Genomic DNA, 25,843 nt, shown 5'->3' with positions numbered 1-25,843 from the left:
TACGGGATTTACTATGAGTGCACCGCGAGGACAGTTCAGCTCGAATATTGGCTTTTTGATGGCCGCCGCCGGGTCCGCCGTTGGTCTCGGCAACATTTGGGGCTTCCCCACCAAAGCCGCCAGCAACGGCGGCGCCGCCTTTGTAGTGGCCTATCTGTTTTTGGCCTTCGCCCTCGCCTACCCGGCGCTGATGGCCGAACTTACCATTGGCCGTTACGCGCGGCGCAATATGGTGCAAGCACTGCGGGCTATTTCTATTGGCCCTGTGAGCCGCTTCTTCGGTGGTCTCACCGGCTTTGGCGGCATCCTGGTAGCCTCTTTGATTCTGAGCTTTTACGCTATTGTGGCCGGCTGGATGGTGGCCCACCTGGCCGAGCCTTTCGCCGCCCTGTTTGGCGCCCAGGAAGCCGTCCAATGGCTCACAGAAAACAGTACCCAGCGCAACCTGATCTTTACCGCAATCTTCAGTGGTCTCACTATGCTGATTATTGCCAGCGGTGTGGAGAAGGGCATTGAGCGCTGGTCCACCCTGTTGATGCCCTCGCTGATTATCCTGCTGCTGCTTTTGATCGCCTATGTACTCACCCAGCCCGGTGCCTTTACCGGCCTGGAGGTGTACCTGATGCCAGACTTCAGTCACTTCACCCCGAAGCTACTGATCTCTGCCATGGGCCAGGCCTTCTTCTCCCTGTCTCTAGGGGTGGGTACCATGCTGATCTACGGCTCTTACCTGAGCCAGCAGGAGAGCTTGCCGCGCCTCGGCGCCCTGGTCACACTGATCGACGTGGGGATCGCCTTCACCGCCGGCTTATTGATCTTGCCCGCTATGTATGTGGCCCAGGAAGCCGGCACCCAGATCTTCGCTGCCGACGGCGCCCTCATCGCCGGGCCTAACCTGATCCTGCAGGTGCTGCCAGCACTGTTCGATACCATGGGCGAAGCTGGCGTGTTCGTCGCCATTGCCTTCTTTGCCCTGATGGTGATCGCCTCCCTCACCTCTTCCATCTCTATGCTGGAAGTACCGGTGGCTTTCTCTATTGAGAACCTGGGCATCCCCCGCCGTATTGCCACTCCGGCTGTGGGCCTGGTGATCTTTGCCATCAGCAGTACCATTATTTATAACTTCGACAGCCTGTTTGGACTGGCAGTCAGCATCAGTACTGAATACGGCCAGCCCCTGCTGGGTATTGCTCTGTGTATCTTTGCCGGCTGGATCTGGCGCCGCGACCAGCTGTTGAGCGAGCTGAAGAAAGGCCACGAAGATATTGAGCACACCCTGTTCTGGAAGATCTGGCCCTGGTATGTGCGCATCGTGTGCCCACTGCTGATTCTGGTAGCCTTCGCCCAATCGATACTGTAAGCCCTTTCTAACTCCCCCGGCGGCCACCGCTGCCGGGGCACCCCGCTTTCCCCCTGCCCCTGATCAAAGTTCCCAAAAATCCCTGGCGCATAAAAATTTATTGCAATGCCCGAGTTTGAGGTATACTTAGATGACACACGAGAGTGTTTCTTATCGGGGATGACTTGGATTCGACGCCGGTGACGAAACCTTGGGTGCATGCCGTGATGGCAGCGAATCACGTAAATCCAAAGCTGTATTTTATTAGTTGCCAACGACGACAACTACGGTGCCCAACTCGCTGCGTAAGCAGCTTGTGAAGCACTAACTAAGGGTTCGTCCCTTAGCAGTCTTCAGCAAGGTTCCAGTATCGCGCTGTAGACTGTTATACAGAACTGGATCGCCGCAAGCCATACTCGTGGGCAAGCGGTTAAACACTTTACGGGATCGCCCTATACGTCCTGACCGCCGGGCTGTAATGGGTTAAATCAATAGACGGAGCTAAGCATGTAGAGCCTCTGGCAGAGTGCTGACGGACGCGGGTTCGACTCCCGCCATCTCCACCAAATCGAAAAAGGCCAACCGCAAGGTTGGCCTTTTTTATTGCTTGTTCGACTGCCTACTCAATCTTCTACCGACGAAAATTTTTGGCATAGCTTATTGATGGCGAACATTGACGGTCTCAAAAAGCTCACCACTTGCGTTTATTTAGGTTACTAACAATTCAAAAATCCCATTAAATAGAACTAAACAAACCAACTAAAAACCACTGGATTACCGACCAGATCACAATTCTAGGACGATCACTCCAATCACTTTGATGACACGAAAATTTACCGGTCTATCTTTCTACAGTCCCTAAAATCATTCCCTAAAATCCGAACATCTGTTTAAAAAGAAGTTATTTAAATCGTCTGTAAAGAGGCGTGATCATTAGCAGCAAGGAAGGCGCATGCTAGCAACTCACAGCGATGCAGAATCAAGGTATGAAACATATCGTCAATTTACTGAAGCCCCTTTCAGCCCCTCAAAATATCGCCGACATAGCTCGACCCAGCGCCTGTTTACACTGATTCTAGACAGTAAATCACTATGCAGTGATGTATTAATAATATGCTCTACATTCTTTGATTAAAATATTCTTAATACCTAAAACAGAGAGCTGTAATGAGTGAAGCTAACCATGACGCTTACATGCAAGAAGCCATTAATGAGGCACGAAAAGGTTTAGCAACGGGAGGAATTCCTGTCGGTTGTGTAATAGTGCTGAATGGTGAAATTATCGGCAGAGGTTACAATCAGCACGTTCAGCTAAACAGTGTTATCAAGCATGCTGAAATGAACGCACTGGAAAATATGGGAAAATTATGCTCTACAGATTACCAAAAGTGCACCGTTTACACGACTTTATCACCCTGCCCAATGTGCAGTGGGGCCATACGTCTATTCGGAATTAAGAATATTGTCATCGGTGAAAATAAAACATTCCTAGGTGATGAATCATTACTCAAATCTGAAGGTGTAAGCTTGGTTGTTCTTAATAATCTTGAATGTATTGGTCTTATGAATCAATTTATTCAGCAACACCCTGAAATCTGGCATGAAGATATTGGCCAGTAGGAACCATTAGCTGCAAAGTATATTTGTATTGGCCCTCCAATAAACCAAATTACTAGAATAGATTGAGATTTTATAGATACTTTTGATGTTTACACTGTGGCTTTCAAGAATTCAATTCTGCTTGAGAAGCTCCACGGCCTCTACTCAGCACCAATCTGACACACTACTGGTCAACCTGATAATTGCTAAGTAGGCCCAATCGGTGAAGGTAGCAACAGCCACCAGATATGAGCCCTAACCTGAGGTACACAACTAGCCTAAACCGAAATTTCAGCTCAATTTATAGACTAAAAAGCTAGCCCCCATAAACTCTTAATGGAATTTGTTATACACCCCATCAATAACGGATACCATCATCTTTGCAAAGACAAACCTGGAGCCGAGCTCTGCTTCTAATATTTTTAACTCTGGGTGCCCGATTGTATTACGAGGGCATTGTTACTGGCATGTCTGGAAGGAGAGCTGACAGCTGCATCTTGTACCAACGTGCATACTGGCTCTACAAATACCGGAAGGGCCGACCGTGCCCCCACCACAGACTTGGCCGGCGCACTCACCGCCACCTAGAAAAAGCATCTGACAGCAATTACAGACCCTGCTGAAGTTGGGCACCCACTAACAGCCATAGACGAATACCAGGGCTCCCCAGTAGTAAGAGCAGCCCTAAAACTATCCCCCTCTCCTATTCTGCCCCCCTGGAGAATTGCGAAAACTTGAGTAGGCGGAAATCAATTGGGATGCCAAGCACATAGAACTGCCCAGCGAAAAAATAAAAATGGACCCGCCACACATTATTCCTCTTGCTGAACAGGCTCTAGCCTTACTGCAAGAACTGGAGCCGCTAACAGGCCATGACAAATATGTTTTCCCATCAGCTCGATGCCAGAGCCGTCCACTGCCTGATAACGGTGTGAGGACTGCACTCAGGTCACTGGGCGATGACAATCAAACCATGACGGCCCACGGCTTCCGTGCAATGGCTCGTACTCTATTCGACCACGACACTCGGCAGATTTGATTTAGAATTCGCGTATTCATCAAGGAAAAAATTGAATGTGGCACATGCATCTCAAATCAGAGAGGTAGTACACATTCTTCAATGGATTTACGAGGATAAAAGGGTATGTCTATCAACAAACATGCAACCAAGATACAGGTGAGTCGACTGGTTAATACCGCTCTAGCAGCGATTAAGGATAAAGATCCGAGACTTGATCAGACTCTGGTCCACACCTTGGATCAACTCAGCTTAATCAGCCGGAACCTGAATACTGCCAAACATAACGTACAGCACTTTGGTGGAATTATGGCGAGTGGCGCTCATGGACAAAACGCCTACCGAGCCAATCAATCCATGAACTCGAAGCTTAGGACCCTCTCATCACTTGAAGCCTTCCTCGCAGAAGAATGGAACAAGCTTGGTAAAGCAGTTGACGCATATAGGAAACAGCTACCATGGGACGGCAAGACCGAATTGGAACTCCTGGATATGCTTGCGGGGGAAATCGAGTCGTTCGATAAATTACTTAAGAAAAACGTCATTCAGGTTCCAAAGCACCAGTCCAATCCACATCAAACGATAACCCTTCAAAGAGATATCACCCAATTAAAGGCAATGCCCGCTTATACTGCGCCAAGTATGCTTGTCTTAATTTCCATCGGCCTTCGGTTATTTGCGATGTACGTCGGTTCTAAAAGAGTGACTAGCAATAGATAGTCTCGATTTCCCTTTTGACAGCTCGCTAGGCGCTGAACCTTTTTCATCCGGCAGGCTCAATGCCTGTCGGAGCCTTCTAAATAAGTGGGGTCAGATCAATATTGTGTTAGGAATACCCACATTTCTATCCATTAACCTGCTTAAAACAATACCCTAAAAATCCACTTAGCCACTCACTTCAAAAAGAACAAAGCCTCAACCATCGATCATGTGATGCACTTATACACGAGAGAAAGGTTTATCCACAATCAAGGAGGTCGCTCGCCTGCTGACAATTGTTGACATCGATAAAGGTTTTTTTCACATCAGTAAGCGCTCCAGGAATGCCTGCAGAGGCATGACGCATAGAGAGAGCCTAGGGCACAGTTGATCTGGATAAATCACGCGCCAAATTGGGGATTACTTTGCTTTAGTGTTGGGGTTTTCTTTCGGCTTTTGTGATTAAACCAAACAAATACCGAGCAAATACGGTAGCTACGCCATTTCCATCAAATCGAAGAAGGTCAATTGCAAGGTTGGCCTTTTTATTACCTGTATCACACCCTAAAAATCTATAACTCATTTTGGGTGGGGCAAACCCTCAAGCAAGGCGTTTTTACTCTCTACAGCTAAACCAACTTTTTAATCACGCGAGTTTTACTTGGCCTTGCCTATGAGCTGAAAAGCTATTATTCGACTCAAGTTGATAGATCAAGCCCTTGTTGCCAGAAAGCAATTTCCATCCTGGTAGCCGTAGTGAAATGTTTCTGGAGTTGCTTGGCGCGATGTGATTCATTAGGTATTTCAGCAATCAACTCATTAAAAAAATCTGTAGTTAATTTGGCCGCCTTCTGGCACTCAGGGCCTGAGTAGAGTTCAATCCACTTCGTATAAGGATTACTTTTTGTCGTATTACTACTTCGCTGAGAAAGAAACTGGCCAATGTGCGCATAGCCCAGCGCACAGGGTACTAGCGCGCCATAAAGATCAGCCAGATCTCCCTGTAAACCCACATCAATTAGATAGCGGGTATAAGCAACCGTAGCAAACCCTTCAGGGATATCCATAACGTCAGACTCCTGTAAACCCCACTCAAGGCAATAGTCCATATGTAAGCTGAATTCATGCTCTATCAAGTTGGATAATGACGATATGGTGGCCCGCATTTGAATACTGCAAGAGCGAAGGCGCGAGCATATTGAATCAGATACAGGTAGTCCTGCTGTAAGTAATGCTGAAAGCAGGTCTTGTCTAAGCTACCATCGCCAAGTTGGTTAACGAATGGGTGATGAACAAACAGATTCCATTCCTTCTGGCAGCCGGCAATAAGGTCTTGATGCGTCATTTTGGCATCCGATTAAAGGGACCCGAAAAGTCCTAGATAACTTTATGACCACTGTAGCTCACAATGCGTAGCTGCTTTACAGGAATTCAGCACCTTTCGTGAGATCTTAAAGATGATTGTGAATAAGAGTCACCGCTAAACTTGGTACTTGGGGCACTAAATTAGTGCGCGTATCTTGTTGATTTATTGTGAGACCAACAATCCAATCAATCAGAAACACATCACTATTAGCCGGGCCTGGTACCTAAGTGCAGAACTGCTATATATACGAGACCGCCAAAAGCTATGTGGGAAACAATATCTACTCAGCAGATATAGAAACAGTATTTGAAATTTTTCTGCAGGCTTATGAAACGTAATCCCCAAAAGTCGCCTAAACCTTACTGGAAAATAACGCCCTTGAAAATTAACACAAGAAAAAAATTTTAATCGGAATCGCTCAAATTTATTGATCAGCCAGCTCATATCATTGAGTTCGCGCGGTTGTTGATCAAAAGAATCTGGCACCTTATCTTTGACTGGTGCATTGATTAATACCCTATGCCCTATGCCCTATGCCCTATGCCCTATGCCCTATGCTTCAAGTATCCTTAACCACTTAAACAAAGAATTGCCATGAATAAATCCAATCATGATGCTTTTATACAGACAGCTATTGAGGAGGCACGCAAAAGTTTAGCTACAAGAGCTGTTCCCATTATTAGCGTAATCGCACTAAATGATGAAATTATCGGCAGAGGTCACAATAAGCGTATTCAACAGGATAGTGTGATCAAGCATGGTACAATGAGCACATTGGAAAACACAGGAAGGTTGCGCGCTTCCGACTACCAAAAATGCACGCTTTATTCGACTCTATCGCCCTGATCCAGGTGTAGCTAAACCATTCGCCTGCATGGCATTAAAAATATTATCATCGGCGAAAACATAACTTTCCAAAGCAATGAATCATTACTCAGATCTGAAGGTGTAAGCCCTGATCGCCATTAATAACTCTGAGCGTATTGACCTTAAAATCAATTTATCCAGAAACTCCCTGAAGTTTGGAGTGAAGATATTGGCAAACAATAAACACCAACTGAGATGTAGACTAAAAATGAATTAACAGTGCAATGCACTACTGAGATGACCTACAGAGCTATTGATTATTTTAAGATTTACACAATGACTTTCAAGAGCGCGTGTGAATTCGAAAAATTCAACAACCTCCCATTCAGTATACCCCTTACACACTTCCATTCCAGACATACAACCAGAAGCCGACCCATAAATTTTGCACATCCGCACCAGTCACTTAAACGGCACGTTCAGAAACATATAATAATGAAAAGCTGCTTTTAAAACTTTTATGATCTCTGAAAATACTAACATCACCCTGCCTAAGCCTCCTAATATAATATCCGACAGGAATTCTTAACTTCCCATACATTTCGCAAACTCTTTAAAAAGTAGAATATACATAGAGACTTACAAATAGTGATGGAATTTAACGAATATGAATTTGCCATAAAAGATATAGCAATTCACTACTCTCACAAGCTAAAAAACCAACTGGCCGAAGACATTATACTTGGCAAGAGAGATATAACTTCAGCTGAAGAAACTAAATTATTGACTCAGTTTTTCTGGCAAATGGCAGATCAGGTAGCTAAAGATTATCAAAACGATGGACAACCAGATATTGATGTCGACCTTGAGAGTTGCATGGAAAAGCTAATGAATATTTTCATCGGCTATACCAAGAAAGCAGGCTTTAACCAGCAATGGATTGAAGAATCCAATAGGATTAACCGCGCATAAGATAATTGCGCTCATTAAAAGGCTAATAATCATTCAATTTTTAATGAGCAATTGCCATTCGGCAGAATGAACTCATAAAAAATATAGGCGCCCAAATAATCTTATTGAATTTTATTCAGTTTTCTTCAGCATCAAAGCTGCGTAGAATCGATAGATATTTATCAATATTTTGGGCAGTGATAAAACCGGCTTCTACAAGCGAACAGCCCAAGATAAAACAAGAACACCGAGAATTTCTAAAAGACCCATTCCCAAAGGAGAACGGTAGCGTGACGTAAGAGTAAGTAAAAGGCGCTGACCCAAGGTGCGGCAACACCCGGGGCCAGCTAACCAAATTGATATCACAGTTATCAAAGTGGCTACATGAATGGTACGCTAGAAACCCACTCGTCTTCAATAAAAGGTTGCAAATGCAGTGACCTGAGGCGATTCCCCAAGCACTGGGAGTCTAGCGCCCGCCTTTTCTTCTTTTACGCCTACCGTTCTCGCGCCCCTCCTCGTATTTCCAGCTGCTACTTCCCAAGCTTTCCCATTGTGGAACGGCCATCCCATGGTTTGATGATCAGAAGGAAATAAGAATGTTAATTTTAAAACGCCGGGCCGGAGAGAACCTAAGAATTGGAGCCACTGTCTCAGTGACTGTATTGGAAGTTAACGGTAATCAGGTAAAGATAGGGATACACGCTCCCAGGTCTTTACCTGTTCACCGAGAAGAAATTTACAGGCGTATCCAAAAGTACCAGAAGCCGACTGATGAAAACCTTTAAGATCTGGCTACTTCTAGTGGGGATGGCTCCTGAGCCTCCCATCCCTATAACAAAGTATCAAGTGCCCAAGAAGCTTCCTCAGCCCCTCTATTTAACATTAGGCGAGGTGACTGAGGAAGCACTGAAGTTACTACTTAAACACCCTGCCTATAAAAATATAGGCCCATAGTTTGTTTTAAATACTTTCTGTTAAGTGGATAAAGCAAAGGCAGGCAGAATACGTTTCTCTATTAAATCCAGGGTTTTATCATCATCACCACGGCCTGTGATCGCAATTACCAAATCCAAATCTTCAATAGAGATCACATACTGGCCACCACCGCCCCAGCCAAACTTCGCTAAGTATTTCTTGTTGCCAACCTTCAGAGGGGTTCGCCAGAAGAAGTAGCCGTATGAAAAATTTGTGTAGTCGAACTCATCATCTGTAGGTACAGCTACCTTTCCTGTGGCCCTGGTGATAAACGCTGCCGGAATCAGCTGGTGGCCATTCCATTTGCCTTTATTGAGTACCAATGTACCCCACTTGACCATACTGCGAGATGTCATCATGGCTCTTGACCCTGCCTGGGGCACCCCACTGACGGCTTCCTTCCAGTGATAGCTATCGATCCCCATCTTCTCTAGCAGCTCTTTTTTAATAAAGTCGCTGGCGGAACCGGGAACCACGGCATCCAGAACCAACATTGCAATCATTGGGTCTGAGCCTTGATACAAGTAGGTTTGCGATTCTGAGGTTATCGGTTTGCTATGGTTCAAATAGATTTGGGCCAGCTTTTTCCCAGTTAACTGCTCTTTGTTTTCCAGTAAGGCGCTCAGTTTTTCCTCTTTAATACGAATTCCTGACTGCATGCTCATGGCATGATTCAATGTGACAAGGTCTGCGCCTTTAACAAGTTGTTTCTTATCCAACCCCTTTAGAAAGGAAATGACAGGCTTGTCTAAGTCTGCCATGGTCAAATAGCCTAACTGTATCGCCCGCCCAATTGCCAGGGCTGTATAGGCCTTGGTGGCAGATGCTTGCGGGTGAGGCAAGTTGACACGGCCAAGGGAATAGTAGGATTCAAATACCAGTTTGTTATTTTGGGCGATAAGCAGGCTATCGTAGGGTGTGTGTTGGTTATCCGCTATTTCCTGGGCCAGCTTTTGCAAGCTTTCCTTAATTGTATCTATCTCACCAACAGGAATACCGTCTTTTCTATCCGCTGGCGCCGTATCAATAAATGCTTTTTTTAGCTTTGGAGTGGATCTTTCTAGGCTTGGGAGGTCACTACGATAGTCGGCCATATTTATTTCTGGTGCCTTTAAATCTCCCGCGCCTGCAGTAGCGCTTATGCCGTATATTAGGCCGATTGTGATTAGCTTCTTAAAAATCATCTTATATCCTCTATTTAACTTTGAAATTTTTATTAATGTGGCTCGATATACTATTGATTAATTTTTCAGCTTCTCGGCAAGCCAATAGATACTGCGCACTGAAGTCTTCGGGAACGCTGTAGTGTGATTCGCGGATTCGATAACCGCCAGCTCTAGAGTTAAATTAACTAATTTTTGGTCCTTTAACTCACTAACGAACCTCTCTACCGTAGCACCCAGCTCCTTCTCTAATTCTCCGTAAGCAATAAATACGTTTGTTCGCTTGGGTATATCCATCAAAGGTTTGTTAAGCTCTGATTCAAGACGAAAATCCATATAAGTGCCTATCAATCTTGATGGGCTACCGATAATATAGTTTTGAAAAATATCCGGCTGGCTAATTAAGGCATAAACACCAAAGAGCCCCCCGAATGAGTAACCGAAATAAGTGCGATTATCTGGATTCGCGCGGTAATTGCTTTCGATATACTTTATAACGTCATTTCTTATAAAGGCGAGATACTCATGGGCCTCTCCTTTGTGTGATTTTTTATCTTTTTTATTAGAGAGAACTGCCGGTTTAAAGTCCCGATATCGACTCGACCATTCTTTTTCAGCACCGGCCATATCCTTCTGCCAACTAATACCCACCAAAATGGCATCTTCCAGTGCGTATTCAGTAGTGGCAGATAGCATTTCAACGACCCATAAAGCGTCTGTATAGTAAATAACCGGATGCTTTTTAGTATCACTCTCCTTATATTTCTCAGGCAGCTTAATAAACAGCTCGTATTCTCTATTATTGCTGGAATCCTGAATGGGTATTACTTGGATTGTGGATAACTCCAGGGCCTTATGCTCACCTGCTTTAAGGGCAGCGATAGGTAGCAACAGGAGAAAGGCGACTAGTAAACGCTTTTTCATATCAGTATTTATACCGTTACATGTGATCGGAGAAGCGCTCAATCTAAGTAAGAAGCCTGTGAAACACCTGAAGTGCTCCTGATTATTTGATGACTTTATGCTGCCGGCATAAAATGTCTATTTATCAATAGGTTACATGATGCGCTTTAGCTGTAATCAGGGTTTATGCTAGTATCGATGGCAAAAATGTAGCTCAAATTTTGCTCAGGTAGATACATCAATGGCTTCACAATATTGGGTGGGTGACTTCTTTATTGATTTATCCAGAAACCAGATCACCCGAGGTGAGCAATCGCAAACTATCCCCCCAAAAGCCCTTGCTGTCTTAACCCACCTGGCAAAGCATCAGCGAAAAGTGGTGAGCCAGGATGAGCTACTGTCTGAAGTCTGGCCCGATACAATAGTCACACCAAATACGCTGCAAAGAAGTATTGCGCAACTTAGAAAAGCCTTCGGTGAGGATCGAAAGCAGCAATCTTATATTAGAACTCATGCAAAACAGGGTTATAGCCTGGAATGCGATATTGTTTGGCAAGATGATGATTCTATTCCACAGGTTAAGACAGCACCGAAAGAAGAAGCTCCCTCCCCCACTTCCCCTAAGCCTGAAATAGAAATAACACCGGTTAATCCAAGCCACCAAATCCAGACGATCAAACCAAAGCGATTTCCAATCTTTGCACTTGTCGGGTTGGTATTATTAGTATTTGCTATATTTAAATACTCTCCACCCGAGCAAAGCTCTCAGCTTGTATTTGATCGATTACAGGCAGTAACCGCAACTGACCGCAAAGAATTTGGCCCCTCTTATTCGCCAGATGGTGAATATATTATTTTTAATCGTTATCTAGATAAGCTCTGTGTTAATAAAATCTGGGCCAGGAATATACATACCCAGAAGGAGACGGAATTAACTCCAGAATGGGGTACTTATGGCCGCCATACACTATCACCAGATGGCAAGAAACTGGTATTTATTTCCGAAGAAGACTGCACCATACCGCTAACCCAGAATACCTGTTACAACCTGGTAAGCCTGGATTTTCAAAAGGCATTAGTCAGCCCACAACAACCAAATGTATTAATGCGCTGTAAAAACTCGGCCATTAAGAACCCCGTATGGTTAAATAACAATAATCTCGCTATTTTGCATAAAGAGACTAACCGTTGGCGGTTGATCAACTATTCAGTCAGGGATAATACCAGTCGAGTCCTTTATGATCTGGAGAATGGAAATCTGGCCTACTTTGATTACTCAATCACTGATGGGTTAATAGCTGTAACCAGCCATCACCAAGATGGCCAGCTTTATATCGATATGCTGGATTCCAAAGGGGCGCTTTTATCCAGCCACCCGGTAGACTATCCAGATGAAATCCCCCAGCGCAGGACCATATCTCCTAACTTTTCGCCGCTTAAAGATGAGTTAATCTTCAGCACAGGACGACGACTCTTCTCTCTTACTTACGATGGAAAGGTCAGTAAGCTCGATTTACCTTTGGATCAATCTGCCAGCACACCCGATTTTCACCCAAATGGGCAGAGGGCACTTCTCATTAAGGGCCGATACGATAGTGATATTGCATCAATACCACTTAACCAACCTGAGTCAATCGATACACCTTCGGAGGAAGATGTCAGCGAACTCTACCCAAGCACAACACGGTCGATTTTGGGAGAGGATGATGGCATTTTCCAACCCAATGGCAACTTGATTGCGTTTACCTCCAGGCGTTCTGGTGAAGATCAGGTGTGGATAACTGATGGCAGCGATTTACGGCAGGTATCTCAGTTTCCAATCGATACCAATATCGACGGTATCCATTGGTCTGCCGATGGAGAAAGTATTCTGGTAAATGCCAATAATGAGCTCAATAAAATTTTCTTGGATGGCCGTGTAGAGGGCTTACCCCTGAATGCGCCTGTTGATCAGCTCTTCCAGTGGGACAGTATCGATAATTCAGCGTTATTATCCTTGACGATTAAAGGGGTTACAAAATTTGCAGAAGTCGATTTAGATAGCCTTGAGCCCAGGTTTATCAATGAAAAACCAGTTAGCTGGGCCCAGAGGACTAAAGATGGCCGGCTGATCTATATGGACCATATGAACCGCTTCTGGCAGCCTGGCGCCGCGGAAGACCAGCTTATCGAGAAGCTGGTTGATCAAGGTAGCGAAAAGAGATTTGTTATCGAAGATAATGTGATTTACTCAATCAATCAAAACGATCAGCTGTGGTCATACAATCTCGACACCGATAACTTTTCCATTTTGAAGGCAGTGCACAGGGATATCGATTACTTGACCGATGTTAATCAAGGGAACCTGATGATTACTTATGTTGTTGCCGCTAAAAAGGAAGTGGCTGAGCTTATCCTAAGGAAATAAAACTTCCTCAAGGGCCTCCGCACTCGGTATAGAGGCCCTGCATTTCGGTATAGGGTACATTCTCAAAGACATCCTTAAAAATTTTTCCTTAACAATCTCCCCCACAGCATAGAACTGAACCGCTCTGCAAGCCATAGACATCACTGAGCTAATCAGAGGCTCTCTAACAATATGAACTTTATTATCAGCGCCAAATTTTCTATATTAATTAATCGAGCGATCATAGCTCTGTTGCTCTTCAGAACGAAGGTTCCCATATTCTATTACATTATTTTAAAAATCTTTATCTCTTGACAATTCATATAGAAAAAGATGAATCTTTAACTACAGCTCACTTACGAACTTAATAGACGTCCAACTTCCTGCCTAATTGATTAATAGCCCCTGAGTCATGGCAAAAAAAGATGTAATAGCAAGTATCAAAAACAGGCAAATGATCTAAAAATAGTAAAATTACCAATTAATATTTATTAATTTTACCTTCATGTGATACAACAACATGGCCAAGCAGTTTTTACTATAAAATTATCAACCAGACTTAATAGAAAAAGACCAGAGCAGCTCTAAACCCACTCCAGTCAAAATAGCCCACCAGCGATTGCTGGAAGCTATGTAAACAATCAAGGAAAAATAATAATCAACTAGTCAAAGTGAGCAACCATTACCTGGGAATTAAACCAGATATCATTACCGACCATAACCCTTAGAGCAGCCTCACCTTCAAAGCCGCTATTCTCCCATATTAATTTCGCGGTTTTCTTTTCATGATTTACCTCGCCAACTTCACAATTTCCAACTTCCGCAATACAAAGAACCTTATCTAAACCCCACTGTCCTTGAGCTGGAGTTATCCAACTTATATCGTAGGTAATGGAGCCACTGTCACCGCTGACTTGAGTAATCTTGGGGTTGTTATCTAATGTATTTTCTATAACTGTCAAACCACCCATACCGTCAGCAGAATAGATTAGTTTATCAATTATTTCTACATCATTTGAAGGGCCAGAAGTACTGAAATGCCCTACTATTTCAGGTGCTCGGGTAACTCCAACATCATAAATTGTCACACCATTTCCATTAATAAAGGCCAGTCCATCATTGAGAACAACTTTAGGCTGATATCCTCTAAAACCAACGTTGATGTCGACTGCCGATGTCGTATCTACAATAGGCAAACCATTTTCATTCAATGTAGCGGCACAAAGGGTTAATCCTGAGGAAGCTACCAGAGTTGACTCCTCAACATCTAGTGAGTAAATAGTCCCATGACAGAACCTAGTTTCACTTAGTATTACCGCTGTAGGTAAAGAGATATCTGCGATCTGAACGCCTTGACTTGAAGCCATATAGAGTGAGTCACCATGGGCTGTTATTTCATATACTAATCCTGGCGCTTCAAATTCACTCCATTGAGATCCATCAACCAAAAAACGTATCAAGGAGTAGTCTTCTTCATCATTTACAGCTGGGTACTGTTCAACTGTAAAGTGCCCTTTTTGAAGTTTTGTACTTTTATAAGCTGAGTCCAACATCCGGCTAGAAGTAGGAGTAGCATTGAATAACTGAACAGGATTATCACCATCAGAAATGTCCATATCAGCAAAGCCCCCTCTATAGGGAATGCTAACTACCCCTTCTTTATATGATTCAATATTACCTACCTGAGAGTCCAATGAAGATCGAGAAATAGAAAAATCGAATTTTGGATTTAATCTATCTGAAATATCGTAGAAATTGACACTACCTTCAGCATCCGATGCGGCGAGAAGGTTCGCACTAGGCATTGTTAGATACCGTAAAGACTTACCCTCTGAAAAAGTATTCAATTCCGCTGAACCAAGCTGCCCTACTTTGATGGTTGCCACTTCTCCACCAAAAAGCTTTGCTGCGGCGATTGTTCCATTGTCTGTGACATAATCGGCTCCAGTCTGAAGGTAACGTACTTCAGGGTGTAGAATATTCATATCCTCAGTTAACGGGAAGGTGGTAGTCAATCCCAGGGTATTGAGGTATAGATAGAATTTACCTTTGGATATGGTAAAATTCTGAGAGTTTTTAGTATCAATATTTTCAAAAATAAATGACTGACTTGCAGTCAAATTGCCATTCTCTTCAAGCTCATACTTAGCAAGATAATCATTTTTCACACAGAAAACTTGATCTTGATAAAACTCTACATCATGACAAGTGAGTGAAGATGAGGCAATTGGAGTGCTCATTCCCGGATCAGTCAATATATTAAAGACATAAAGATTACTGCCATTTGCAACAATGGCCTTACCCTCGGAAACCAAAATCTTTTTCGGGTAGTCTATATTTGCCTCACCGCTAACCAAGCTGACATTGGGCAGGTCGGAAATGTCATAAATTTTCAGTCCATTTACACTATTATCAAACGCTACTGCCAGGTAATCACCATAAACCGCACCGAAGGCTTTCGAGGCTCCGTTATCTGCGGCAGAAGTTGATACAGTGGCCGTTTGTAATACTTCCCCCTCGGTGCCGGTCTGTACAAACTCTAAATTATTAGTAGAGACAACTATTGCCCAATCTTCATATTGAACTATATTCTTTTCATGCCAGGAATAGACATTTATATCATTATATACGGCATCAGCAATAGGTTTTCCAAACTGGGGTAATGGGCGATTTATAAAAGTGCTGCCATTATCGACAAAATAAATACGCTCATCAGTTAGATAGATTTCCTGTGCTAACCAAGAGCCTTCTGTTGCATAGTTTTTAAAAGGATTGGCTGTTAAATTTGCTGTAGAAGTAACTGTAAATAGCGATGTATCTGTTGCTTCTCCATTATTAACAGTTAGTTCTAAAGTAATCGAAAGAGCCCCTCGGCGTGGGTCCGTATAATAGCTAGGATAAAAAGTGACCGTATCTGTATCAGCCCCCTCCAGAGTCGCATCCCCAGGTGTTAGGTTACGCCAATGATAAGTTAGGGAGTTATTGTTGTTGGATTTACTTCCCGCAGCACTAAGTGTTATAGGCTCACCATTAATGGCTCGCGCCGGACCTGAAATCATTGCAGAAGGTATGGTTGCCGCAACAGGAGCTGGATTTGGTGTTTCATTGTTAGACTGGGGTTGCTGTGAGACTGTTGAGTCGTCACTCCCACCACTACCTCCACCACCGCTGCAGGCGGAAATTACAATAATTGAACTGAAGCAAAGTGCTCTCTTAAAACTGCTCATTAATTAGTCCCCCAAGAATAAATTTTGAAATTTTTTATGGACTTAACGCCAGGGCGGCGACTTTAACAAACAATTTATAATTTTGAGAAATTCTTAGTGTTATTCCCTCCACAATGTGTACCATTTTGATCGATTTATGCTCAGAGTCGATAAAATAGTATTCTGCAAGGTGATTTATTTTCATCATAGAACAGTAGCTAAACTTATAAATAAGCTATCGCTCGTTAACATATCCCTTGAGATATTGCCAATCGGCATACTCTATTGCCCACTTGATTACTCCGTATACCCCTATAAAATCCCGCGGAATATTTAGCGGAGCCACGATATCCTACGTCCCCGCAACAGTTGTTATTTCAAGTAAATTCAGGTCGTTAAATGAACAAATTCCTCGCCCTTATCGCCATTGCTCTCGCCACCACTTCCTGTATGAAACTCGAAGTTAAACCTGGCCGGGTTATCGGAGATACCGTGGATGCGGGCAAAGAGGCCTACCAGAGTATTCAGCGCAACCGCCGGGGCGAGGAGGAGAGAGGTTTCTCCCACAAAACCAGTTACGATCCCGCTATCTCTAATGCGGCCAATATTGCTGGTTGTAAGCAAGAGTTGATGGAGGTGGTTAGTGTGTCCGACCTGGCTGTGTCCCAGGTGATTTCTGAGTCTTCAGAGGTTTTAGTACAGGATGGAGATAAAACCATTCACTGCTCAATGCAGGCGGTGGTGCGCCCTAAGGCTTAAGCATGGCTGTATACTGAGGAACCCCCTGTGATTTTTTGAGGGTGAGTCCAATGAGAAATGTGGTTCTCGACTGGTTCGGACCGGATTTCGGCAAGCTGAATCCACTTTTGCAAGAGCTGCATACAAAGGGTGCCAGGCTCTATGGTGAGGTGGATATCCGCTTTGGTTCTGGTGTTGCCGGCTGGATTGGTCGGCGAGTAGCTCGCAAATTGGGGGCTCCCACAAAGGCTGGCAAGGTGCCTTTCTCTGTGGAAATCCACCATTCCGCCAAAGCACTGATCTGGTCTCGCACATTTGCCAACAGCCATACCGTTGCCTCAGAATTTCACCCAGTAAAAACTTATCAACAAGGTGGTTACTGGGTTGAGTCCATTGGCCCAATCAAAATACAGCTTGGGGTTTCCACTGAGGGTGGCAACTGGCAATGGTTGCAACGCTCTGTGTCAATTTTCGACTCTCAATTCCAACAATATTCCGGCCAAAGGTTTCTGCTGGAAAAGCAATTGTGAATGGGCTCTACCAGTTTGAGGTGAAAATCTCCTTACCGGTGGTGGGTTTTCTCTTCGGTTACTCAGGCACACTAAAGGAAGATGCTGAAGATACGTTCGGGTAGACCCGTGCGGTTAACTATGAACTTGCCGTAGGAAAAGGCACAGGATAGTCTCGATCAAAACGATAAGAGCAAGTTATGGAAAGTGAACTGCTATCACTCCGAGCAGAGCTAGCCCTGCTAGAGAGGGACAATCGGCGCCGACTGGAGACCTTCGAACGGCGGCTCACTGCCCTTGAAGCACAACTCAGGCGGGGCAATACTGAAAGTAAAGAAGTCTTAGCAGAAAGCACTGCTGAGTTAGAGGATGATTTAGCCCTGCTTATGGGCACACCTACCGAGCCCCGCCGAGTCATTGAGCAAGCTCAGCCAGCAATCTTAACCCCCACTACGGCACCTGCTGAACCCAAATCACCGTCTCAAAAAGACAGAAAAGCATCAGCGACCACACCATGGTTACAGGAAGGGTTGGCCAGTCTAGTAGAGCCAGCCCTGGAACCACTCAACCGCGTGTGGGAGCCCCTTATGGGCTTTTATCACCACTACCAGCGTCAGGGTAAAGCGCCGGTATTCTTTATGACCGCAGCCGGCATACTGGCGTTGGTGTTTGGCTTTGCTTATTTGCTGCAGTTCTCTTTTAACAACTATTTGGGCCCAGTTGGTAAGGTTGCTCTGGGTTTTCTAGTCGCAGCTGCAACAACCTTTGGCGGTGTGACTTTCAGCCGGCGTATGCCCCATATGGCGGACTACGGCTCTGGGCTGGTAGCGCTTGGGGTGATTCTTCTCTACCTCTGTGGGTACTTTGCCGGGCCCTACTATCAATTAGTACCTATTGCTGTTGGGGTCGGCCTGTTGGTGGTGACAACGGGGCTCTCTTACTTACTGGCTTTATTGTTTGAGACACGCGTGGTGTCCATGGTCACACTGCTGGGCGGCGCCACCATGCCTTTGGTGGCGAACCATTTTGATCCTTCCGCACTTGTTTATCTCAGCTATTTATTGACTCTCGCCCTGGCGATGCTGCATTTGTCCAGGCAAATACGCTGGCCACAGCTTGCGATCGTAACCATGGTACTGAGCGCAGGCATGCTGGAGTTTTCCGTCTCAAATCTGGATGAGGCTACATCTACCTGGGGGCCATTACTAATACTACACGGCTTCTTTTATGGTTTTGCCCACTACGCTCTGCGAGGACTAAGCGCTGAATTGATAGAGTCCAAAGGGCTGGAGCGAAGGCGCCTGATTATTATTGCCGCAAACCTGGTGCTGTTTATCCACATCAGCTGGTCGCTGGCACCCAACAGTAACGCACTGGGCATTGTGTGGCTGCTGAACCTTCTACCCTGGATGGCTCTGGCCATTTATTCACGCTGGCTGTTTGGCTACAACGCCACCAGCATTTCCGCCCGTGTTGTACAGAGTATGGCTCTGCTACACGGTGGATTACTGGCAGGCTTGGCCATCCTTGCGTTGTGCAGTCCCGCTTTATTGGGGATTGTCTGGTGTCTAGAGGGATTGTTGCTGATTTTTCTCGGTGCCCGTTTTGGTTTTATCAGTGTAAGAAGCGAGGGTTACATCGCCCTATCTGCGGCTGGCGTTACCATGCTGTGGCAAGCTCTGACCTGGGTAGCTGGCGGAGTTGCTCCCGCACCAATGTTGCTGTCATTAAGCGCAGATTCTGGTTGGGGTAACTGGTTGGCGCTCTGTGCGGCTGCCTTTGCATTAGCCCGACTGTTGCAGCACTGCGCAGATCGGATTACTCCTAGAGAGCACCATTTAACCTCTTTCGCAGATAACGCTTTTGTGGTGTTTTTATCCGCAAGCTTTCTGCTATCTGTTGGCATCCTCTGGCCCCAGGGTATGTGGCTGCTTGCCTTGTTACCGATGGGCTTTTTAATCTGGCACGGCAAGCGCACTGGCTCAGCATTTAGTGAATGGTTTGGACTCAGCCATTACTTACTGCTGTTTATCCCACTACTAGCGAGTGCATCGATTGTGGGTAACTTGCATTTCTACGATCAAATACCCTACGGAAAGATCGCTAGTGTAGAGGCCTTCCTTAGCTTGTGGATGATTGCAGCTCTGTATAAACACCTGGATATGCAATCCACTGGCTTCTCTCTGGCACTCAATTTGCGCAAGCTATTTTACGCTCTGGTGCCAATATTTTTCCTACCAACAGTACTTTATAAGGCCAACGACTACTTCCCCATCGCCGTTTGGCTGTCTGGCGCTATCGCTCTGGCACTCTATACACACCTAAAGCTTGAGGTATTAAAACAGGAACTGCGCATCTTAATCCCAGGCGCAAGCCTTGTAGCAATAATCAGTTGTGCTCTGCAGGAGTTCGCCAACTGGCAAGGGTTTGCCTTGAGTGGGTTGCTGTTGGGGCTGGTATCAATGGCGGCACTGTTGTGGATCGGCCAGGGGTTGCGGCAGAAGCCAGTCGGCCAGGATTGGCGGTTGGCCCTGCACCGGGCACTTAAGCCACTCTTTCCATTGGCCTTTTACTATCTTGCAGCAACGCTACTTATTATTAGCTACGCGCTAAGCCGTGACTTTGCACTGGCACTTTTACTATGCCAGCTGTACTTCGCCGGTCTGTATATTTTTAAACCCCAATTAGCGCCGCTGCGCAACCATTTGACCCCGCTTTATATGCTGAGTCTGCGCCTGTTTGAGTTTATTACCTTGTTGCAAGTTGCAGCGGTCATTGCCAATTCCGCTAAGGCGCCAATGTTGGGACTGTATAACCTGGTCGCCCTGGGAATTGCTTCGCTACTGGTTTATCAGCGCTTTTTCGCCAATAGAGCCGTATGGCCCGGTCGAAGGCTGTTTAATCTGTGGGGGCTGCACCTTACAGCTATTCCAGTTTATATTGCCCTGTTGGCACAGATACTGGAAACCATGTGGCTGCCGGCAATATCATTTGCCTTAGTGGTACATGCAACACTGCTACTATTCCAAACCCTAAAACCTGATACCAAAAAGTTACTGAAGCTCTCACTCATGTTGTTCGGCATTGCCGCACTAAAAATTGTGCTGTGGGATATGCAGGACTTTTCCCTGATACAAAAGATTGTGGTTTGTATGCTGGTGGGGCTGTGCATGCTGGGGGCTGCATTCCAGTATCAGAAATTCCTAACAGCAAGAAGCTAAATAAATTCTTATTTAGCTTCCAATCTTTGTGGCGATCAAATAACCCTCTATTTGATCGCCCAATAACATGTTAAACAAGCCACCAATTTCAGGTAGGATCACGGTCGCGTACTGAAAAATTGAGCGCTAAGCCCAAAGGCAAAGAACTTTAGCCTTTCTCACCCTAGACAAACAGCTGATGTTATTATTACGACTGGTAAAATATCAACAAATCAAGCAATGGATTAAACAAAATAGAAGTTTTTAGAACTATGAGAAAAGTTTCTATCTCAAAGCCTACAAGAGAACATCTTGAAAATATTCTCTTAAATGTTAGCTATATATATTTAACTTTAGTTATCTACCAAGTGTACACCGAAGGCGACATTTTTGATCTCCTGTACCTATCCAACCTAGACATGCAAAATGCCAACACCATTTTCGCAACCAGCTTTCTTGCATTTTTATTTATTTCTTGTTCAGCTTGCATTATTTATCGCATACGGTACTTACTGGCCGGCAAACCTTTCATATCTGAACCGCAGAAAAAACACCTGTCCAAAATCAACTCAAATATTTGGTATAGCTATTTTTTCCTTTTTATTTTTCAACTATCTACTGAGGGTAATATTTTTGACTACCAGTATTTCTCCAGCTTGTTCAAACAAAGCGACGCCTTTATCCCAGCAGGTATTCTCATTGCACTCTGCATGATGATTTACTTCTTGGGGATCATTTACCATACCTGGCTTCTGCTAAAGCAATCCTTAATCCAGCACCAATAAAATTCAGTTGGTGAGCAGGGGTAAAGGTGCTTATTTTATTGGCGAATAAAATAGGCACTTGTATTTGGCTTTATAAGTCAATTGAAACATTGGTTACACTTCGGAAGCGAGCAGTCAAAAATGAAAGAACAAAAAGATAAACGGTACTCATCTACCAAATTTCACAGAAACTATTCCCCACCAACGATACTTGATCCATAACCTCCCCGCTTACTGCACGAACGTACCGCAAAAAGGAACTCCCTCACAATAAAAACGTGAAGTAGTTTGCACTTTACAATAAATAGCTAGCACTATAATACGGCGGCCAAAATCCCGTAAGCGCTAGCGTTGTGGATAGGAACCACCAAGTCTATGTTTGAACGCCTCTTTGCCTCCAGAAAAAAGCCATTTGTACCAAATCGGGACAAACGTGAAACACTGACTGCCAACCTGTCCGGCAGCCACTTTAGTATCTCACTGCCCCCCAACAGCGTGCCCGATATTAATGAGGAATATTATGGCCCCCGCATTGATATCTATAACCGGGAAGCCTATGACGATCTAAGTCGCGGCAAATGGTACCAAGAGGGAAGAATGCCAGGGCAGTCCATTTTAAAACGCAACTGGGGTTTTTATGGACCACCCTGGGTTTCCATGGAATATGGATTCCTTGAACATGTAATTAGAGTTTTCCGTGTAGATGATTTACCGGAGAGCATGAGCTGTTTTAATCCACACCATTTGGAGCAGGTCATTTTAAGAGATTTGTATTTTCGCTACGGCCCTCCCAAACTGGATATGGACCCTAGGGCTGCCCCAATAAAATGGCAGAAAAAAAATATTAACGGTACGGACTGGCTGTACTGCGAGGCTCATCCAAAATGCAGCGAACAGGAATTACGGGAAAACCCATTTAGAGAAGCCGTTTTTCACTCCCAATTATATGCCCCACTGGATGATCAATACTTTATTAATGTTTATTTTAGTGCTTTGGGCTATGCACCTGCTAAATATAGTATTGCCGCTATGGATCATTTAATAACTGAAACTTACTCGACTCTTCAATTGGAGTTGAGTCCAGCCATGCAACAGCGAAAAGCGGACGTGGCCCAACAATGTCCAAATTCACACTTTAGTGAAACCCGAAGCCCAGAGCCCTGGATTTACCATAAAGTGCGTGAGGGTGATTACAGAATTGGAGAAGACTCACTTGAAGTGGTTGAAAGGGGCTCGCCGCCACCTAGCTTTACCCCTTAATAGCTTTTTTCTACTTTCTACCTGTATTAATTATAAGGAAATAATATGCCAGCATTTAGAGCCGGTTGGACCAAAATTATTGAAATGGCCCCAATGGGCACAAAACAGGGCCGCGATGTCTATGTTAACAATGCTCACTACCCTATGTATGAAAAAGTGAAGCAAGAGGCACAAACTAATTACTACTCTGCCACCCTGCTGCGGGCACTCATAAGCCTAAATGCAGATACTGGCAGCAGCCAGAGTGCCAATGGCGCCGGAACTATTCGCTATCTAGTACGCAATGGTATGGCCATCGAGTACTATATCGATAATGGCGATGTATTGATCCATAAACTCCACTTCGATGACTCTCTGCAAGCGGATTCTGGTAATCAAGGAACAGGTGTTTACGAAGTAAAATATGATGGAAGCACCTGGAGATCAGCAGATTCTTCTTACAACAAAATGAATCTGCAACACAAGTGGAATGGTGCTCATTATGCAGCAGTAAGCGGTAAGTTTCGGTCAAGGGATTCTGCTGGAAAACTCTTAGTTAGGCATATTGAGAAATCCTATGGAGGGACTGAAATACTGCCCAGAGATATTCCTAAGATCGACAACTTCTACTCACTTTATTGGATTAACAATAAACAGCACAGTGCACTTCCATCTGTCGATGGCCTGACCTCCTTGATTCAACAGGCAGCAAGCGCCAGAGAATCCGTCAACTGGTTGGTTCATGGTGAAGGTGCCAAAACTTTCCAGCAGGCTCTGGAAATTTTGCAGAACACACCCTCTTTGAGCCGTTTTGAAGCAAAAGATGAGGAAATAGTACGCAATTTGCGCAATAAAATGTCCGGGCAAAAAGTTTTCTTCTCTAATCCTGTGGGCGCAAACCCCGACAAGCTGGAAAAGCTCTGCAAAGTCGTTGGCCTCACCTATGTAAATAGTAATACTAACCCTCGCAATCTTAAAACCGCTGCAGGAAGAGAAAACTCCTGGAATGAGATTAAAAGAATCGGCGCAGCAGCCGCTGGTACTGGCGTAACAGCAGTTTCCTTAAAAGAGACAGGTATCCTTACTATTCAAAAACAGGGGGGCATGTTATCGAACGTGTATCAAGCCGCCATTAACAACCCGACTGCAGCCGCAATCGGAGCCGCCGCAGTCTGTACTGCTGCCGCCTTTGTAGTTGCAAAAACCCAGGCAACCAAGTGGACAAGTCAGGTCCGAGCAATACATGCAACCGCAAGCAGTACCTTTGGCCGTGGTAATGAATATTGGTACGAGAGTGATGAAGATCTGCTGGAACAGCTATCTGCCTAATACTCCAGGTGTGATCCCCTTAAAATTTATTTCGTACATTTTGCATTAGAAAAGTGCCGGGATAGGCCGGCACCTATAAAATTAGGCAGTATTTAGATATTTCATTCCTATAATAATTGCTCGTTAAATCACCCCAAATCACCTTTCTCTCTCTACTCAATCTCCACTGGGCGGTAGTTAATTCATCTCCAAATTAACTATTTTTTAAGTCTACACTCATTGAAAGCCCCCTTTCTCAGATGGACTTTCAGGGAAGTGAGAGATGATACGGCTCAGACTGGCATTAACACTCTTTGCCACCTTATTAACCAATAGCCAGGCAATAGCAGATTACCAAAAAGGAGACTTTATAGTTCGTGTTGGCGCCGCTGCAGTAGCTCCCAACGACGATTCCGACAATCTGCGCCTAAATGGCACCATACTGCCTGATACACGAGTTTACGTGGATACTGGTTACTCCGTGAGCTTTACAGGCACCTGGTTATTCGCCGATCACTGGGGGCTGGAGCTTTTGGCTGCACTGCCATTCAAACACGACCTTAAGGTGAGTGGCCTGCCAGACCCGAATACCGGGGAACCTCTGGGCAGGGTTCGCCTGGGGGATATCAAACACCTGCCTCCTACCCTTACGTTGCAGTGGTACCCGGTATGTACAGAATCCTGGGTGCAGCCATATATTGGTGTTGGAGTAAATTACACCCATTTTTTTAGCGAGCATATCAACCGTGTAGCCCAGAACTACTTTGAGACAGTTCTCGGAGCCGAATCACGGGCAAGACTCAAGCTGGACAACTCCTGGGGACTTGCCGGGGAGGTTGGTATAGATGTCGCCTTTGGCAGGGAGAGCCGCTGGTTGTTTAACGCGGCTATTTGGTATCTGGATATTGATACCAAGGCAAAGATCCATTTTCGCTCTGGAGCTGATGATAGCTCTCACATTCGGGTGAATGTGGATATAGACCCATTTGTTTACTCCCTGGGTATCGGCTACCACTTCTGAGGTGCTCAGCACGCCGCCCCATTATTCTATTTATCAGAATGAATAAGCCTATTTATACCAATTTTCATTCTATTAAATATCACTAAACTGCTCCTTAAAGACATCGACTACTTAGCCAAAACCCAGTGTTATCCACTTATTCACATTTTGAGGAGCATCCCTATGACCAGTTCTACTTTATCCACAGCCCAGATCAGTACTAATCCAAACCTGTTAGCGGACATCGCCGACCTCAGTGGACGTATCGGCCTGGCAGCAATCTTTATTCTGGCGGGAGTGAATAAGCTTCAGAACTATGAGGGTAGTGCCCAGTACTTGGCTATGGGCGGCTTGCCAGAATTCCTTCTGCCATTGGTAATCTTATTTGAGATTGGCGGAGCGCTGGCATTGATCGTCGGCTTCCATGTTCGCCTGACCGCCCTGGCATTTGCGGTATTCAGCCTACTAACCGCAGCCTTATATCACCATAACTTAGCCGATCAGATGCAATTTTTGATGTTCTTTAAAAACCTGGCCATGGCTGGCGGCTTCCTGGTACTGGCCGCTCATGGCGCCGGGCACTTAAGCATCGATAAGCGTAAAAAAGCCATTTAATAATTTATCCAACATACTTTTGTCTCGCCCTAACTACCCTAGGGCCGATTAGCAC

Annotated in this window: 19 protein-coding genes, 1 other RNA gene and 1 pseudogene; 17 read left to right on the top strand and 4 right to left on the bottom strand. The window is 44.9% G+C overall.

The features are described from left to right. Nucleotides 1-13: 13 nt before the first annotated feature. From ACJJH9_RS02670 to ACJJH9_RS02650, 5 genes are all read left to right on the top strand, one after another. Nucleotides 14-1,360, top strand: coding sequence for a sodium-dependent transporter (locus tag ACJJH9_RS02670; RefSeq protein ID WP_252083248.1), 1,347 nt, complete (start codon nt 14-16; stop codon nt 1,358-1,360). A 155-nt stretch (nt 1,361-1,515) separates the two neighbouring features. Continuing rightward, nucleotides 1,516-1,905, top strand: a transfer-messenger RNA (tmRNA) gene (gene ssrA, locus ACJJH9_RS02665). A 601-nt stretch (nt 1,906-2,506) separates the two neighbouring features. Further along, nucleotides 2,507-2,959, top strand: a complete 453-nt coding sequence (locus tag ACJJH9_RS02660) for a nucleoside deaminase (RefSeq protein ID WP_444924206.1) — start codon at nt 2,507-2,509, stop codon at nt 2,957-2,959. 775 nt (nt 2,960-3,734) lie between these two features. Then, entirely contained in the window at nt 3,735-3,977 is a 243-nt protein-coding gene (locus ACJJH9_RS02655; protein ID WP_444924205.1) for a tyrosine-type recombinase/integrase, read from the top strand. A gap of 105 nt (nt 3,978-4,082) precedes the next feature. Beyond that, nucleotides 4,083-4,676: a hypothetical protein gene (locus ACJJH9_RS02650; RefSeq protein ID WP_444924204.1), complete on the top strand. Its 594-nt coding sequence runs from the start codon at nt 4,083-4,085 to the stop codon at nt 4,674-4,676. Nucleotides 4,677-5,353: 677 nt separating this feature from the next. Here ACJJH9_RS02650 and ACJJH9_RS02645 read toward each other — a convergent pair. Beyond that, nucleotides 5,354-6,000 (bottom strand): annotated as a pseudogene (locus ACJJH9_RS02645) (TenA family protein). A 615-nt stretch (nt 6,001-6,615) separates the two neighbouring features. On the opposite strand from ACJJH9_RS02645, the gene ACJJH9_RS02640 reads away from it, so the two are divergent. The 3 genes from ACJJH9_RS02640 to csrA all read left to right on the top strand — a co-directional run bounded on the left by ACJJH9_RS02640 (nt 6,616) and on the right by csrA (nt 8,567). After that, nucleotides 6,616-6,867: a tRNA-specific adenosine deaminase gene (locus tag ACJJH9_RS02640; protein WP_444924203.1), complete on the top strand. Its 252-nt coding sequence runs from the start codon at nt 6,616-6,618 to the stop codon at nt 6,865-6,867. Nucleotides 6,868-7,476: 609 nt separating this feature from the next. Then, entirely contained in the window at nt 7,477-7,800 is a 324-nt protein-coding gene (locus tag ACJJH9_RS02635; protein ID WP_444924202.1) for a hypothetical protein, read from the top strand. A gap of 578 nt (nt 7,801-8,378) precedes the next feature. Next, complete coding sequence (gene csrA / locus ACJJH9_RS02630; RefSeq protein ID WP_444924201.1) at nt 8,379-8,567, top strand: carbon storage regulator CsrA; 189 nt, start codon at nt 8,379-8,381, stop codon at nt 8,565-8,567. A 189-nt stretch (nt 8,568-8,756) separates the two neighbouring features. Here csrA and ACJJH9_RS02625 read toward each other — a convergent pair whose 3' ends face one another. Next, complete coding sequence (locus tag ACJJH9_RS02625) at nt 8,757-9,941, bottom strand: serine hydrolase domain-containing protein (RefSeq protein ID WP_444924200.1); 1,185 nt, start codon at nt 9,939-9,941, stop codon at nt 8,757-8,759. A 57-nt stretch (nt 9,942-9,998) separates the two neighbouring features. Further along, entirely contained in the window at nt 9,999-10,844 is an 846-nt protein-coding gene (locus ACJJH9_RS02620) for an alpha/beta hydrolase (RefSeq protein ID WP_444924199.1), read from the bottom strand. Nucleotides 10,845-11,064: 220 nt separating this feature from the next. On the opposite strand from ACJJH9_RS02620, the gene ACJJH9_RS02615 reads away from it, so the two are divergent. Then, nucleotides 11,065-13,230: a winged helix-turn-helix domain-containing protein gene (locus tag ACJJH9_RS02615; RefSeq protein ID WP_444924198.1), complete on the top strand. Its 2,166-nt coding sequence runs from the start codon at nt 11,065-11,067 to the stop codon at nt 13,228-13,230. A 641-nt stretch (nt 13,231-13,871) separates the two neighbouring features. On the opposite strand, the gene ACJJH9_RS02610 is transcribed toward ACJJH9_RS02615, so the two are convergent. Then, the gene (locus tag ACJJH9_RS02610) at nt 13,872-16,436 is read right to left on the bottom strand and encodes an LVIVD repeat-containing protein (protein ID WP_444924197.1); all 2,565 of its coding nucleotides are present in this window, start codon (nt 16,434-16,436) and stop codon (nt 13,872-13,874) included. A gap of 378 nt (nt 16,437-16,814) precedes the next feature. Between ACJJH9_RS02610 and ACJJH9_RS02605 the strand changes: the two genes are divergently transcribed. The 8 genes from ACJJH9_RS02605 to ACJJH9_RS02570 all read left to right on the top strand — a co-directional run bounded on the left by ACJJH9_RS02605 (nt 16,815) and on the right by ACJJH9_RS02570 (nt 25,788). Beyond that, nucleotides 16,815-17,174, top strand: a complete 360-nt coding sequence (locus ACJJH9_RS02605) for a hypothetical protein (protein ID WP_444924196.1) — start codon at nt 16,815-16,817, stop codon at nt 17,172-17,174. 50 nt (nt 17,175-17,224) lie between these two features. Further along, complete coding sequence (locus ACJJH9_RS02600; protein WP_444924195.1) at nt 17,225-17,683, top strand: DUF4166 domain-containing protein; 459 nt, start codon at nt 17,225-17,227, stop codon at nt 17,681-17,683. Continuing rightward, a complete protein-coding gene (locus ACJJH9_RS02595; protein WP_444924194.1) occupies nt 17,599-17,787 on the top strand; it encodes a DUF4166 domain-containing protein in 189 nt (62 codons plus the stop codon). The genes ACJJH9_RS02600 and ACJJH9_RS02595 overlap by 85 nt, the downstream gene beginning before the upstream one ends. 75 nt (nt 17,788-17,862) lie before the next feature. Continuing rightward, nucleotides 17,863-20,883: a DUF2339 domain-containing protein gene (locus ACJJH9_RS02590; RefSeq protein ID WP_444924193.1), complete on the top strand. Its 3,021-nt coding sequence runs from the start codon at nt 17,863-17,865 to the stop codon at nt 20,881-20,883. Nucleotides 20,884-22,121: 1,238 nt separating this feature from the next. After that, a complete protein-coding gene (locus ACJJH9_RS02585; protein ID WP_444924192.1) occupies nt 22,122-22,886 on the top strand; it encodes a hypothetical protein in 765 nt (254 codons plus the stop codon). A 45-nt stretch (nt 22,887-22,931) separates the two neighbouring features. Next, a complete protein-coding gene (locus tag ACJJH9_RS02580; protein ID WP_444924191.1) occupies nt 22,932-24,194 on the top strand; it encodes a hypothetical protein in 1,263 nt (420 codons plus the stop codon). Nucleotides 24,195-24,456: 262 nt separating this feature from the next. Further along, the gene (locus ACJJH9_RS02575; RefSeq protein WP_444924190.1) at nt 24,457-25,194 is read left to right on the top strand and encodes an OmpW/AlkL family protein; all 738 of its coding nucleotides are present in this window, start codon (nt 24,457-24,459) and stop codon (nt 25,192-25,194) included. A 162-nt stretch (nt 25,195-25,356) separates the two neighbouring features. Continuing rightward, nucleotides 25,357-25,788, top strand: a complete 432-nt coding sequence (locus ACJJH9_RS02570) for a DoxX family protein (protein WP_444924189.1) — start codon at nt 25,357-25,359, stop codon at nt 25,786-25,788. The last annotated feature ends 55 nt before the right edge of the window (nt 25,789-25,843 follow it).

The organism is Microbulbifer mixtoriginis (SeqCode) (assembly GCF_052466715.1).
The sequence above is the reverse complement of the archived record's forward strand: the minus strand, read 5'-3'. Positions and strand labels throughout refer to the sequence as shown.

Excerpts from the sequence above, each read along its gene's own strand:
- ACJJH9_RS02670 (WP_252083248.1), top strand. The coding sequence starts at position 14 with ATGAGTGCACCGCGAGGACAGTTCAGCTCGAATATTGGCTTTTTGATG.
- ACJJH9_RS02660 (WP_444924206.1), top strand. The coding sequence starts at position 2,507 with ATGAGTGAAGCTAACCATGACGCTTACATGCAAGAAGCCATTAATGAG.
- ACJJH9_RS02655 (WP_444924205.1), top strand. The coding sequence starts at position 3,735 with ATGGACCCGCCACACATTATTCCTCTTGCTGAACAGGCTCTAGCCTTA.
- ACJJH9_RS02650 (WP_444924204.1), top strand. The coding sequence starts at position 4,083 with ATGTCTATCAACAAACATGCAACCAAGATACAGGTGAGTCGACTGGTT.
- ACJJH9_RS02640 (WP_444924203.1), top strand. The coding sequence starts at position 6,616 with ATGAATAAATCCAATCATGATGCTTTTATACAGACAGCTATTGAGGAG.
- csrA (WP_444924201.1), top strand. The coding sequence starts at position 8,379 with ATGTTAATTTTAAAACGCCGGGCCGGAGAGAACCTAAGAATTGGAGCC.
- ACJJH9_RS02625 (WP_444924200.1), bottom strand. The coding sequence starts at position 9,941 with ATGATTTTTAAGAAGCTAATCACAATCGGCCTAATATACGGCATAAGC.
- ACJJH9_RS02620 (WP_444924199.1), bottom strand. The coding sequence starts at position 10,844 with ATGAAAAAGCGTTTACTAGTCGCCTTTCTCCTGTTGCTACCTATCGCT.
- ACJJH9_RS02615 (WP_444924198.1), top strand. The coding sequence starts at position 11,065 with ATGGCTTCACAATATTGGGTGGGTGACTTCTTTATTGATTTATCCAGA.
- ACJJH9_RS02610 (WP_444924197.1), bottom strand. The coding sequence starts at position 16,436 with ATGAGCAGTTTTAAGAGAGCACTTTGCTTCAGTTCAATTATTGTAATT.
- ACJJH9_RS02605 (WP_444924196.1), top strand. The coding sequence starts at position 16,815 with ATGAACAAATTCCTCGCCCTTATCGCCATTGCTCTCGCCACCACTTCC.
- ACJJH9_RS02600 (WP_444924195.1), top strand. The coding sequence starts at position 17,225 with ATGAGAAATGTGGTTCTCGACTGGTTCGGACCGGATTTCGGCAAGCTG.
- ACJJH9_RS02595 (WP_444924194.1), top strand. The coding sequence starts at position 17,599 with ATGGTTGCAACGCTCTGTGTCAATTTTCGACTCTCAATTCCAACAATA.
- ACJJH9_RS02590 (WP_444924193.1), top strand. The coding sequence starts at position 17,863 with ATGGAAAGTGAACTGCTATCACTCCGAGCAGAGCTAGCCCTGCTAGAG.
- ACJJH9_RS02580 (WP_444924191.1), top strand. The coding sequence starts at position 22,932 with ATGCCAGCATTTAGAGCCGGTTGGACCAAAATTATTGAAATGGCCCCA.
- ACJJH9_RS02575 (WP_444924190.1), top strand. The coding sequence starts at position 24,457 with ATGATACGGCTCAGACTGGCATTAACACTCTTTGCCACCTTATTAACC.
- ACJJH9_RS02570 (WP_444924189.1), top strand. The coding sequence starts at position 25,357 with ATGACCAGTTCTACTTTATCCACAGCCCAGATCAGTACTAATCCAAAC.